Genomic DNA, 13,806 nt, shown 5'->3' with positions numbered 1-13,806 from the left:
AACTTATAATGATCAACAAAGTACATTCACAGTTGAAATTGGTAATAATACTGCAAAAGGAAATATTAATACTCTTAATCAAAATATAGAAAATTTAGACTTTACTGTTGCTACTCAAAAAGGTATTGCTATTGATGATATGCTTAGTGTTAAATTTGAAGCTGTAGCTTCTGATAATACAAGTGCTTCAGCATTGTTAACATTAAAAGCATTGCAAGGATATAAACTTCCTTCAGGTGTTACAGAAGTAAAAGTAGTTATTACTTTAAAATCTTCTAATGATGCTAATAATGCTTGGGAGTAATAATAATAGTAGTATTTTTATTTATTAAAGAGTATATAGGGGTGGATATTACTTCTCTTATATACCTGTTGCCTGTATAATATTATTTTAGAGTTTTGCAAATAATATTTGTTATAACTTAGATATTTACTCAAGCTTCATAATTATCCTAGTAGGCTTTGATTAAATATGCCCCTTTGTTTATATTAAGCAAGGGGGTTTTTATTTATATAGAATTTTAAATATTTGAAATATGAAAGGTTATGAGTGTGCTAAATGTTAAAAATTGCAGTGATTATCAAAAATGATTTTAGAGCTATAAGATTATTGTATCGAGTTTTAAGCTAGTAATAATAAATTTTAGTTATCTAGGACAGCCCATAATATCTTTATTTGTTTGAAAATATTATTTTATAAATTAAAAATTTATTATCTTAGTTTTATATATTAGAAAAACTTAAATTTATTTAATAATAGTAATAGCAAATTATTTAATTATAATATATAATCTGTAATATTTTTCATTTTTTAACGAATTTTTATTTTTACAAAAAAATTAATTATTTTTATAAGTTAACATAATGATTAATAAAAAATAATATTATAAGGAAAAATTTTTAATTATGTATATTTTCAAAAAAGAGGATAATAATTTCAGGAATCTCACAAATGAAGAAATAAATTTTCTAAAATCTCAAGGATGTAATTCTCAGTCTTGGGAAAAAATATTAATAAAGAATGTAGATTTAAGCAGAATAAAAGATGTTCAGTTTCATGGCAGAATTAAAATAAATGCACTTAATGGTATGGTAAAATATCATAATAAAGTAAAATTATTAGCTTCTATAAACAGAGCTACTTTAATAGATGTATTTATTAATGGAAATGTATATATTAATAATATAGGAAGATTTATAGCAAATTATAAAATAGAAAACGGCGTGATAATAGAAAATGCAGGCTCCATATATATGGAAGGAAAAAGCAGTTTTGGAAACGGAGTAGAAACCTCCCCTATTATGGAAGGAGAAGGAAGAAGCGTAAAAATTTTTAATAGACTTAATTCTCATATAGCATATTTAATTGCAATGTACAGACATAAAAAAGCAATGCGTGAAAAAATAAATTCTATGATAGATGAATACACAAAACAAAAAACAAGAAGATTTGGAAAAATAAAAAAATATGCAAAAATAATTAATGCAAGACTTATAAAAAACTCATTAATAGATCCTTATGCCACAATAGAAAATACAGATGAAATTAATAATACCACAGTAATAAGCACAAAAGAATGTCCTTCATATATAGGAACTTCTGTTATATTAAAAGACTCTATTGTTCTTAAAGGTGCTAATATAGTTGACGGCACTTTTACAAAAAAGGCATTTATAGGAGAAGGAGTTAAACTTGGAAGACAATTTTCCTGTGAAGATTCTATTTTATTTGCAAACTGCGAGGGAGAACATGGAGAAATGTTTTCAATATTTGCAGGTCCTTATACAGTCACTCATCATAAAGCTACTCTTTTAATAGCAAGTCATTTTTCATTTTTCAATGCAGGAAGTGCTACAAATCAAAGCAATCATATGTATAAGCTAGGACCTTATCATCATGGATTTATGGAAAGGGGATGCAAAACAGGCAGCAACTCATATATTTTATGGCCCTCTCATATAGGAGCATTCTCTACTGTAATAGGTGCTCATTATGACAATGTAGATACTTCGGATTTTCCTTTCTCATATATAACAGAGCATGGATATCATAAAACTAGACTTATACCTGCTTTAAATCTATTCGGAGTGGGACTTTCAAGAGATGAAAATAAATGGAAAGAAAGAGACAGAAGAAAAGAGGATAAAAAAGATTTTATAATATTTGATGTATTTAGTCCTTATACTGTATCAAAAATGCTTAAATCGGAAAAAATATTAGAAGAAATAAAAAAAGAAGATAACATCAATGAAGATTTTTTGACATATAAAAATATTATTATAAAAAAATCTTCTTTAGATAAATATTCAAAAAGATATTCAATAGCAATAGATTTATACCTGCATAATAAAATACTTTCATATATAAGCAGTTCAAAGAATATAGATGAAATAGAATCAAATTTACGATATAATGAAAATAGTATTTTTGAAAGCTGGGCTGATATAGGCGGGCTTATATGTGCTAAAAAAAGAGTAGATAATATTATAAATGACTTGGAAAATAATAAAATAAATGATATAAAAACATTAATAGGAGAATTTGAAAAATTATACAATATATATACAGAAGATGAAAAATCTTGGGTAATGCATAAAGCTAAATTAAGATATAATATAAAAAATATAAATAAAGAAACTATAAAAACATTATTACAAAAACATATATCATTATTGGAAGAGGCACATAAAATATTTTATAAAGATGTTCAGAAAGAATATGATATATCAAAAATGATTAGCTTCGGAATAGATGATAAAGATGTTATGGAAAAAGATTTTGAAGCTGTTAGAGGCACTGTTAATGATAATGCTTTTGTTATAAAATATAAAAAAGATATGGAAAGTAAAATCAATGATATTAATAATATAATTGATATATTATAATAATAAAATATTCGGAGTTATTATGATTATATATTCATTGTCTGTAAAAGTAGAGAGAGGATTTGAAGATATAATTGAAGCTGTTATAGAAAGCGGAAAATTAAATATACTAGGCTTTAATACAGAGTTTCCTGCAAAGGAAGAAAATATATCAATAGTTAATATATATAATGAAAATGAAGAAATATTAAAAAATAATTTATCTATAATAGAAGAAAATATTAAAGGTATTGCTGAATACACTTATAATGCAGAAAAATTAAAATCTGAAGAATATTTAACTTCATATATGGACTTTCTAAAGCCTTTTGATATAGGAAATATAACAATAGTGCCGAATTTAAAAGATTTTTATAACAATGAAGAGAAAGGCAATATACTTTATATAGCAAAGCAATATGCATTTGGTTCAGGAACTCATGAAACTACATCGCTTGCTCTTGAAATGATTAATGAATATGCAAATAATAATGATATTTCTTCCAAAAGTATAGCTGATATAGGATGCGGAAGCGGAATATTATCATTATTTGCATATAAGCTGGGTGCAAAAAATATTACTTCTATAGATATAGATAATGATGCTGTAAACTGCACTTTAGATAATGCATCTTATAATGATATAAAATTAAATAATGTTATGCTTGGAAGTGCAGAAGATTTAATAAATTTAAAATTTGATTTAGTTATTGCAAACATAGAAACAGATATACTAATAGAAATATTGGCAGAATTAAAAGAATTATTAAAACCTAGCTCAGTTTTAATATTATCAGGAATATTGTTAGAAAAAGAATCATATATGAATAATGCTGTAAGAGAAAATAAACTTAATATTGTTTTAAGAAAAAGAAAAAATGACTGGGTGTCAATAATGATTATTAATGATTAATTATATTAAATTAGTAATATATTTTAAGGAGAATTATATGCAATTAATAGATTTAGTAAAAAATGCAAAAGAAGCTTCATATCAGCTGCAGTCTTTAAATACAGAAATAAAAAATAAGGCTCTGCTTGAAATAGCAAAGAAAATAGAAGAAAATAAAGATAAAATATTTGAAGCTAATAAAAAAGATTTGCAATACGCTGAAAAACTTCTTGATGAAAATAAAATTTCTAAAGCAGTATTTAACAGATTAAAATTAGATGAAAATAAATTGACAGATGTTGTTTTGGGTATAAGAGATGTAGTAAAACTTGAAGAGCCTATAAATAAAGTATTATTAGAAACAGAACTTGATGATAATTTAATATTAAAAAAAGTATCCTGCCCTATAGGATTAATTGCTGTAATATTTGAAGCTCGTCCTGATGTTATATCTCAGATATCATCTTTATGCATAAAATCATCTAATGCAGTTATACTTAAAGGCGGAAGCGAGGGAGAAAATACTAATAAGGCAATATTTTCTATAATAGAAGAAACTTTAAATAGCATAAAAGAATTTCCTAATAACTCTGTAAATTTAGTATTCACAAAAGAAGATATTAAAGAATTGCTTTCAATGGATAAATATATTGATCTCATAATACCAAGAGGAGGAAACAGCTTAGTTCAATACATAAAGTCAAATACTAATATACCAGTATTAGGACATGCTGACGGTATATGTCATCTATATATAGATGAAAGTGCAAATCAGGAAAAGGCATTAAAAATATGCTTAGATTCAAAAGCACAGTATCCGAGTGCATGCAATGCTGTTGAAACTATACTTATAAATAAAAATATAGCATCTGAATATATACCTAAACTTTATAATTTATTCAAAGATAATGATATAAAAATAAATGCTGATGAAGAAATAAAAAAAATACTTAATAAAAATGATATAGGAGAAGTAAAAGACTGGCATATTGAGTATGGAGAAAAAGAAGTATCATTAAAAATAGTATCATGCATAGAAGAAGCATATAATCATATTAATAAATACAGTTCTCATCATACAGACTCAATCATATCCGAAAATAAAGATAATATAGAAAAGTTTATGACTTATGTTGATTCTGCCAATATATACTGTAATGCTTCTACAAGATTTTCTGACGGATTCAGATACGGCTTTGGTGCAGAAGTAGGAATTTCAACAAACAAAACTCATGCAAGAGGTCCTGTTGGTTTGGAAGGACTTACAATATACAAATATAAAATTTTTGGAAACTACCAAATAGTTGATGACTATGTAAATCATAAAGCAAGTTTTAAGCATAAAAGAATAAAATAAATTTATTATTAAAAAAATAATTATATAAGTTATTTATAACTTATTTGAATAATATAAAAACATAATTTGACTATTTATAATTTTACTATAAAATAGCAGTGTTTAAAAATATATTATTTTATAAAATTATAAGTGTTCTGCATTATTAATAATAGCAAAGCTTATTAAAAAATAATTAAAAAAAAACAGTTTATAATTGATATTTATAGGCGGATTTATAGATAGAAATAGATTTATAAATAAAAATAATAAAAAATTATGGAAAAATTTATAAGAAAAACAGCATTAACTATAATATATATACTATTATCATCTTTAATAATATCATCAGTAATATTTATACCTAAAATATATAATTTTTATAAAGACTGTAAAGAATATATAAACAAACCGTTTTCTCAAAATGAATTAAATATCAATGAAGAGAGAGCCTTAAAAATATATGACAGAAACTCTATATTAATATCAACAATATTTCCAAAACACGGCGGATTTTTTGAAGAAATTAAATATGATGACTTATCAGAAAATTTAATCAATGCAGTTATAAGTGCTGAAGATAAAAATTTTTTTAAGCATAATGGTATAGATTATAAAGCTGTAATAAGGGCATTTTTATCAAATTTAATAAGCGGTAAAGTAGTATCTGGAGGAAGCACCATTACTCAGCAGCTAGCTAAAAGCATAATACCACGCAGCAGAACTTATATAAATAAATTTTATGAAGCACTTGATTCTATGAGATTAGAAAGAAATCTTACAAAAGAAGAAATACTTACAGAATATTTAAATAGAGTATTTTTTGGAAATAATTGCTATGGCATAGGAGCAGCAAGCGATTTATACTTTCATAAAAAAACAAAAGATTTAAATATAAATGAATCTGCAATGCTTGCTTCTATAATAAAATCAGGCACAAAATTTAATCCTTACAAATATGAAGACAGATTAACTTCAAGAAGAATATATGTACTTGGAGAAATGAAAAATAATAATTTTATAAAAGAAGAAAATTATAATAAATACATAAACGAAAAGCCTAAAATTTTTGATGATAAAGAAAAATATACTTTCAAAGCACCTCATTTCGCAATGTATGCAAAAGAATCTTTAGAAAAATTAAAATATGCAGAAGTGACTGAATTAAGAACAACATTAGATTATAAAATGCAAAAAGAAGCCGTTTCAGTTATAAGCAATTCAAGTCAGTCTCTTCATACTTTTAATGTAAGAAATATATCCTGCATAATACTTAATGCCAAAACAGGAGAAGTACTTTCAATGATAGGCTCTATGGACTATTTTGATAATGAAACGCATGGAGCAGTAAATGGGGCTGCATCATTAAGACAGGCTGGAAGTACTTTAAAACCTTTTATGTATGCATATTTATTTGATAAAGGAGAATCTCCTGCTTCAGTTATAGCAGATATTAAAACATATATAAATTCACCTGGAGGAGATTATATACCTGAAAACTTTGATCATAAATATAGAGGTCCTGTTACCATAAGAGATGCATTGGCTAATTCTCTGAATATACCTGCTGTTAAATGGCTTGCTAGATACAGTATAAAAGATTTTCAAAATATACTTTTACAATCAGGCTTAAGTTCAATAAATAAAAATCCTGATTATTACGGATATTCTTTGGTGCTTGGAAGTGCCGAAGTCCGTTTAATAGATTTAGCTTCTGCATATACTATATTTCCAAATTCAGGCATATTTATAAATAATTATTCCATAACTTCATTAAAAAAAGCAAACGGAGAAGTTATAACGCTTCCTAAAAAAATTACAAGAAAAGTAATTTCTGAAGAAAGTGCCTATTTAATAACAAGCATACTCTCTGACAGAAATGCCAGAATGGGCTCTTTTAGAAGCTATAGAGGAATAGTTTATCCTTTCTCTATAGCAATAAAAACAGGAACTTCAAAAGGTTCAAGAGATGCTTGGGCTATAGGATATACAAGAGATTATATTGTAGGTATATGGCTGGGCGATTTTGCAGGAAGCGAGATGATTAATATAACAGGCGGAAACGGAGCTGTGCCTATACTTTATGATTTATTTAGTATGCTTAATAAAAGTCATAAAGAAACAAAATGGAATAAACCTGATACTATAATAAAAAGAGAAATCTGTCTTATAAGCGGAAAACTCAGAGGAGAGTTTTGTAAAGAAATAAGGCTTGAAGAGTTTTCACATATAAATATACCTAAAGAAGAATGCGATGTTCATAATTTATATATAAAAATAAATTCAGACGGTTCTGTAAGCGAAAAAGTTTTTGTCAATCTTCCAAGCGAATATAATGGCTGGGCTAAAGAACAGCAGTTAGAATATCCGAACTCAGAGTGGACTAAAATAAATAATATATATGCTTATAATAGAATAAAAAATAATAATCAGAATATAGATTTAGAAACTGATAAAGAAAATATTGATAAAGAAAATATTAATCAGGAAAATACTTCTCTATATTATTCTTTTGATGAAGCTATCAATTCTGCCGAAAAAAATATTAATTCTAATATAAAAGAAAGGCTTTCAATAAAAGAACCTGCTGATAATTCCGTATACAAAATAGATTCTTCTCTGCCTATAGAATATCAAAATATATTTATATCTTCATACATACCTAAAAATACTGTAAGTGCTCAGCTATACTGCAATAAAGAGATAATAGCAGATATTAATGATTTGAAAAAAGAGTATATAAGATGGAATTTAAAACAGGGAGATTATACTTTCTATATAGAAGCAAAAACAGAAGAAGGCGAAATTATAAAGAGTTCTTCTGTAAAAATATATGTACAGTAAAAAAAAACAGTATTGATAATTTTTTTAATATCGATAATATTAACAGTATTAATTGTATTGCTTACGGAGTATTTTAATGAGTAAAAAAATTATTTCTATTATATTATTATTGATATTTTCTATAACTTTTACATTATTTTCAGTTTATAAAACAAATCAGTATATGAAAGTTGTAGATGTTAAAGGAAAAGTAAAAATATCATCGCAGAAAACTATAACAAAACCTGCTCAGTATGGAGATTTATTATTTACTAAAGATAATATTTCTACAGAAAAAAATTCTTCTCTTGTTTCATATTTAGAAAGCAATAATATATTTAAAGTAAAAGAAAACTCATTATTGAATATTAATGAATCTTATGATAAAACAGGAAATACAAAATTATATTTAGATAAAGGCGATTTTTTAATTGCAGCTTCATCAAATACAAAACAGGATTCTATCATAATATCAACTTCAAATGCTGATATTAAAGTATCAGGTGTAGCAGCAGTATCATACTCCAATGGAAATACAAAAGCACAATTCATATACGGAGACGGAGAAATAAACGGTACTAAAATCAATCAATTTATGGAAGCTAATATAGATAATTCAAATAAACTTTCTCTGAAAAATATAGAATTGAATAAAGAATTCACTAATATTATAAATGAAATAGCTTCTATGCCTTATGTTGAAACTGTTGTTGCTGATAAAATAGATATAAATAATATAAAAAATCAAATGTATTCACAAACTAATACTGTGTCAGAAATAACATCTATAGATTATGCGGGCAATACTAATGAAAACAGAACTACTTTTATTATCACTAATGAAAGAAAAGAATAATTCATAAAAATTTGATGATTAATTTACACTTTGACAAATAAAAATTTAAGATATATAATACAATAAAATGAGTTAAAGGTAAATATATGACGCCTCGTGAACAGATAGTAAATGCAGGGAAAAAGTTATTCAAAAAATACGGTTTTAAAAAAGCATCTATGAGCGATATAGCATTGATGGTGCATAAATCGAAAAGCAGTATTTATCATTATTTTAACAGTAAAGAAGAAATATTTTTTGCTATAGCAGAAAATGAAGCAAATGATTTAAAAAAAGAATTATATGAATCTGTAAAGAAAGAAGATACAGCAGAATCAAAATTAAGAGCATATATATTAACTAGGCAGAAAGGATATATAAAACTTGCAAATCTTTATGAAGCATTGCATAGCGAAATATTTGAAGATTTTACCCTTATAGAACATATGAGAGCACAATACCATAAAGAAGAATATAATACTATAAAAATGATATTAAGAAGCGGAGTAAAAAAAGGATTATTTAATATGGATTTAAGGCTTGCTACTGAGGCTGTTTTGGCTATAATAAAAGGCTTTGAATTGGAATGGGCTAAAAATAAAGATGCAGAAGATTATGAAAAAGATTTAGATACTATAATAAATATTATATTCTACGGAATAGTAAAAAGAAATTAAAGTAAATACCTCATAATGAAAAAGCTATTTGTATACCCTATAACATATATAATATACATAACATTATTATTTGCTATCGGTATATCATTGGCTTTTATAAATCAAGATTTTATTTATATATCAATTATTATATCTATAATATTAATTATAATATCAATATTTCTAAAAAATAAATATTATATTTCTATTATGATATTAATATTTTCTTGTTTGTTTATAGGATACAGTTATACAATTATAAGATATTATGATATATTTAATAATACTCTAGGTAAATTTGATAAAGAAATAGAAGCGTATAATGCCAAAATATTATCTTATGACGGAGTTATAGGATTTAGAGACAGATATATTGCTTATGTTGATAAAATTTATGATGGTACAAACTGGCATAATTACTGCGGAAATATAAGGCTTTATAATAATTCATTAAAACCATTGTTCATTAATGATGAAATAACAGTATCATCAAAATTGAATCTGTATAAAAATATATTAACAAATAATAATAATAATAATAATAATGAATACGATAATGAAATAATTATTAAAGTACTTGCTGACAGAATGCTTTACGGTACTGCAGCCATATATCAGTATAATAATTTTACCGTTCAAAAAAGAGGATTTTCTATTTTTAATAAAATAAATTATTATTCTATAAAAATAAGAAATATAATAAAAGAATCACTTGGAGCAAATATGGAAGCTATACCATACTCCATAGCACAAGGTATAATGATAGGAGATAAAAATATAATACCGTATCATATAAGAAAATACTTTATAGATGCAGGAATATCTCATATACTTTCAATATCAGGGCTTCATATTTCTATGATAATTTCAATTCTATTTTTAATATTATCATTTTTTTCATTAAACTTTTATAAAAGAATATTGATATCTTCTATTACAGCAATAATAATATATCCGCCTATTACTTTATTTTCTGTTTCTATAATGAGAGCTAGTATAATGGCATTATGCTTATTAATATCATATTATTTTGACAGAAACAGAAATTCTATAAATGCATTATTCATATCAGCTTTAATTATACTAATTCTAAATCCAAATTCAATTAAAGATATAAGTTTTCAATTTTCATTTCTAGCAGCATTAGGAATAATCATTTATTATCCTATATTCAATTTTTATATAATAAGAAATATAAAAAATATAAAATTTAATAATATAATAAAAAATATATCTGTAAAATTACTTTCTTTTCTCTCTATTAATATATTCGCATTAATAACAGTACTTCCATTAAGCATACATCATTTTTCAATATTAAACCTTACTTCTATACTAGCTAATATTTTTGCAGTACCTTTATCATTTATAATACTTTCATCATCATTAATAACAGTAATAACATACAATATATATAAGCCGTTATCTATTTTTCCAGCCCGAACAGTTGAATTTTGTTCTAATCTTTTAATAAATACAGCATACAAATTAAGCCGTATAAACTTTTTGAAATATAATTTATCATTAAATTTATATTCAGCCGTTTTCATTACATTTATGATAGTATTTATAGGAATAATTTTTAGAATTATAATAAATAAAAAAAGCGTATCTAAAAAATAGATACGCATATTAAAAATTTCTTATTAATTATTTAGCAGGAGTAAGTTTAGTCAAAGCATCTTCAACTAATGCAGCCCAAGTAGCACCGCTTACACCATCAACATAAATATTGTTAGCTTGTATCATTTTGTCATAAGCTGCTTTTCCTCTAGCAGGTCCGCTGCTATGACCGCATTTTGTTAATACAACTTTTGTTAATTTACCGCCTGCAACAGTAACTTTAGCCTGATAATCGCCTTTAGCTGTTTTGTAAGTAGCTTTGTAATTTCCTAGATAAGTTCCGTCAGGTACTTTAGCTAAATTAACTTTACCTTGAGCAAATAGAAATATACTAGCTGAAAAAATAACTGCAGCAGCTAAAACCATAACTCTTTTAAGATTCATATATCTTTCTCCTCTTTTAATGTACTTTTTATTAAAACTTAATGTATAATAAAAAGTAAAATATTTGTAAAATTAATTTAATATTTTTTTTATATTTCCTTCCCTAAGCAGTCCTAATAAATTATTATACTCTACAGTAGTTTTTATCTGACAGTATCTGTCATCTACAAAACTAGAATATTCTATTTTTATATACTTTTCTACAATATATTTTAATTCGCTATTTTCATCTTTTTTGTTCGGAAGTTCTTTAGCAAAAGCATTTTCTATTTTTACTTTTGATAATGCCAAAGCAGCATTAAAAGCACTTGTTTTTGCATCTTCCTTTGTAGAAGCATAAGCATTCGGATATCCTATAGAAGCAGCAGTAAATTTATTTTCATTAACCCACCCTTCATTAAGATTTATATTATAAACTGTTTTTTCTGATGACTGGCATGATAAAGATAATAAAGATAATATTAAAATTATTATATAATTATATTTCATATAACCCCCAAATATAAAAAATACTATAAAAAATATTCGTCAAAATTTATTTTTTTTAAAGCATATAATTATACATATTTATTAATTTTAGAGTATAATAGTTCCGATTATATAAAAAATATTTAATTATTTTAGTGAGAACTATTATGAAAAGATTATATATTATATCCATTATCTTTCTTTTACTATATGTAAAAGCATTCAGCCAAATATATACATTACAAAATAATGAAAAACTAAATAATTCTTATATTCTGTCAGAAACTAATTATGCACTTATAATAGAAAAAAATAATGCAAATACAGGCAAAACATTTGATATAATATATAAAGATTCCAGATTAACAGGATACAAAGATGCAAGAAGCATTAAAATACTTCCTAACGGCACTTTAATTGCTGTTATGTTAAAAAATTCTCTCGGTAAAGATATGTGGACTGTAATATACGGAAATATTGAACAGGAATTTGATTCTATAGAGAGAGAAATTTATTCTGGAAATAACTCTATAATATTTACCAGACTAATGGATTATGGTATTGCTGTTATAAACGGAGAAGCTAAAGTACAGTACTCAGAATTATATGACAGTGTTATAAATGATAATAATTATGCTTTTTCATATTCAAGAGACGGACAGTATTTTGTTAATATTAACGGAGAGGAAAAACAGACTTCTGCAAAAGTAAATAAATTAAAATTTTCAAATGACGGAAATAATATAGTATATGTTATAGATTCACAAGAAAATGCTGTTATATTCACAGGAAATAATGATACTGAAAGTTTCAGATTGGTAGATGATTTAACATCATACAATAATAATAGTATAGCTTATGCTGTAAAAATAATGCCTCAGGCTGATACTAATGCAATTGATGATATGACTACTAATTCAATAATTACTGATGATATTATAACAAATACATCAGAAGTTACAAATTATAATCTTTCAAATATAAGCATATATACAAATGAAGAAGGAATAACAGTAAAAGGACAGTCAAATACTATAGCATTAATGACTGTAACAAATGTTATAACTAATATAAGATATAATGAATTAACTTCTATACCGGCTGCAGCAGATAATACAAATATTATAATAACAAATGAATCTATTATGACAAGCGTTATAATAAACGGAAGAAATTACGGAGAGTTCAATTTAGTAACTAATATGTCATACTCTCCTGACGGCAAAACTTTAGTATTTATAAATGTTAATACAAATAATACTATGCAGTTATATATAGGCGGAAATGTAACAGCAAATTATGATATCATACATAATTATAAATATTCTGATGACAGTAAATTATTCGCCTACTCAGCACAAACAAATAATATATCTTTTTTAATACTTAATGGAAAGAGACTTCCTAGAAATTATGATAAAATAAATGATATATATTTTTCTTCAAATAATAATTTAGTTTATAATGCTTCTATAAATGAAAGAGAATATATTATAGCAAATGATTTTGAAAGCCCTTCTTATAATGCTGTAACATCATTCAAATTTTTAGGAGATTCATTTGCATTCACAGCTGAGAGATTAGGAAAATATTATTACTTTATTCTAAATAAAGATAATTCTTTAAGAAGAGAATTCGGCGGTTATGATTATGTATCAGCTATGGATAATAATCAAAATGATGCAGTATCTATTGTATCCGACGGAAAAAATATATTTATAATAAAAAACGGCGTCATTATAAATAATAAATAATAAATAATAATTATCATACTATATAATTTTTCTATATAATTTTTATGAAAACTTATGCATTTTTTATAATTCATTAGTTTAAATTATAACTTGACTTAATTTTTTTTATAGTTAAAATAAAAAAAATAACTTTATTTATGTTTATATTATAATTTAAATAGTAAAGCAGT

Annotated in this window: 11 protein-coding genes; 9 read left to right on the top strand and 2 right to left on the bottom strand. The window is 24.7% G+C overall.

The annotated features are described in order from the left end of the window. The 8 genes from QZ288_RS08780 to QZ288_RS08745 form a co-directional block, all read left to right on the top strand. Positions 1-304: hypothetical protein (locus QZ288_RS08780; RefSeq protein ID WP_295157834.1), on the top strand; the 304-nt coding region annotated here is incomplete at its 5' end. 602 nt (positions 305-906) lie between these two features. Continuing rightward, positions 907-2,886 carry a DUF4954 family protein gene (locus tag QZ288_RS08775; RefSeq protein WP_295157831.1) on the top strand — a complete coding sequence of 660 codons (1,980 nt, stop codon included), beginning with the start codon at positions 907-909 and terminating at the stop codon, positions 2,884-2,886. 22 nt (positions 2,887-2,908) lie between these two features. Beyond that, positions 2,909-3,778: a 50S ribosomal protein L11 methyltransferase gene (locus QZ288_RS08770; protein WP_295157829.1), complete on the top strand. Its 870-nt coding sequence runs from the start codon at positions 2,909-2,911 to the stop codon at positions 3,776-3,778. Between the two features lie 37 nt (positions 3,779-3,815). Next, positions 3,816-5,114, top strand: coding sequence for a glutamate-5-semialdehyde dehydrogenase (locus tag QZ288_RS08765; RefSeq protein WP_295157827.1), 1,299 nt, complete (start codon positions 3,816-3,818; stop codon positions 5,112-5,114). A gap of 258 nt (positions 5,115-5,372) precedes the next feature. Beyond that, positions 5,373-7,937, top strand: a complete 2,565-nt coding sequence (gene pbpC / locus QZ288_RS08760) for a penicillin-binding protein 1C (protein WP_295157824.1) — start codon at positions 5,373-5,375, stop codon at positions 7,935-7,937. Between the two features lie 76 nt (positions 7,938-8,013). Further along, positions 8,014-8,772 carry a FecR domain-containing protein gene (locus QZ288_RS08755; protein ID WP_295157822.1) on the top strand — a complete coding sequence of 253 codons (759 nt, stop codon included), beginning with the start codon at positions 8,014-8,016 and terminating at the stop codon, positions 8,770-8,772. A gap of 86 nt (positions 8,773-8,858) precedes the next feature. After that, positions 8,859-9,428, top strand: coding sequence for a TetR/AcrR family transcriptional regulator (locus tag QZ288_RS08750; RefSeq protein ID WP_295157818.1), 570 nt, complete (start codon positions 8,859-8,861; stop codon positions 9,426-9,428). A 15-nt stretch (positions 9,429-9,443) separates the two neighbouring features. Continuing rightward, positions 9,444-11,030 carry a ComEC/Rec2 family competence protein gene (locus QZ288_RS08745; RefSeq protein WP_295157815.1) on the top strand — a complete coding sequence of 529 codons (1,587 nt, stop codon included), beginning with the start codon at positions 9,444-9,446 and terminating at the stop codon, positions 11,028-11,030. 27 nt (positions 11,031-11,057) lie between these two features. On the opposite strand, the gene QZ288_RS08740 is transcribed toward QZ288_RS08745, so the two are convergent. Together QZ288_RS08740 and QZ288_RS08735 are read right to left on the bottom strand one after the other, a co-directional pair. Next, positions 11,058-11,414 carry an FMN-binding protein gene (locus QZ288_RS08740; protein WP_295157812.1) on the bottom strand — a complete coding sequence of 119 codons (357 nt, stop codon included), beginning with the start codon at positions 11,412-11,414 and terminating at the stop codon, positions 11,058-11,060. A gap of 72 nt (positions 11,415-11,486) precedes the next feature. Beyond that, on the bottom strand, positions 11,487-11,903 hold the full coding sequence (locus tag QZ288_RS08735) for a hypothetical protein (protein WP_295157809.1): 417 nt from the start codon (positions 11,901-11,903) through the stop codon (positions 11,487-11,489). A gap of 146 nt (positions 11,904-12,049) precedes the next feature. Between QZ288_RS08735 and QZ288_RS08730 the strand changes: the two genes are divergently transcribed. After that, the gene (locus QZ288_RS08730; RefSeq protein ID WP_295157806.1) at positions 12,050-13,636 is read left to right on the top strand and encodes a hypothetical protein; all 1,587 of its coding nucleotides are present in this window, start codon (positions 12,050-12,052) and stop codon (positions 13,634-13,636) included. The last annotated feature ends 170 nt before the right edge of the window (positions 13,637-13,806 follow it).

Source organism: uncultured Brachyspira sp., assembly GCF_910578695.1.
Classification (GTDB): domain Bacteria; phylum Spirochaetota; class Brachyspiria; order Brachyspirales; family Brachyspiraceae; genus Brachyspira.
This window is presented reverse-complemented; position numbering and strand designations above follow the sequence as displayed.

Coding starts and splice junctions, on each gene's coding strand:
- QZ288_RS08775 (WP_295157831.1), top strand. CDS start 907: ATGTATATTTTCAAAAAAGAGGATAATAATTTCAGGAATCTCACAAAT.
- QZ288_RS08770 (WP_295157829.1), top strand. CDS start 2,909: ATGATTATATATTCATTGTCTGTAAAAGTAGAGAGAGGATTTGAAGAT.
- QZ288_RS08765 (WP_295157827.1), top strand. CDS start 3,816: ATGCAATTAATAGATTTAGTAAAAAATGCAAAAGAAGCTTCATATCAG.
- pbpC (WP_295157824.1), top strand. CDS start 5,373: ATGGAAAAATTTATAAGAAAAACAGCATTAACTATAATATATATACTA.
- QZ288_RS08755 (WP_295157822.1), top strand. CDS start 8,014: ATGAGTAAAAAAATTATTTCTATTATATTATTATTGATATTTTCTATA.
- QZ288_RS08750 (WP_295157818.1), top strand. CDS start 8,859: ATGACGCCTCGTGAACAGATAGTAAATGCAGGGAAAAAGTTATTCAAA.
- QZ288_RS08745 (WP_295157815.1), top strand. CDS start 9,444: ATGAAAAAGCTATTTGTATACCCTATAACATATATAATATACATAACA.
- QZ288_RS08740 (WP_295157812.1), bottom strand. CDS start 11,414: ATGAATCTTAAAAGAGTTATGGTTTTAGCTGCTGCAGTTATTTTTTCA.
- QZ288_RS08735 (WP_295157809.1), bottom strand. CDS start 11,903: ATGAAATATAATTATATAATAATTTTAATATTATCTTTATTATCTTTA.
- QZ288_RS08730 (WP_295157806.1), top strand. CDS start 12,050: ATGAAAAGATTATATATTATATCCATTATCTTTCTTTTACTATATGTA.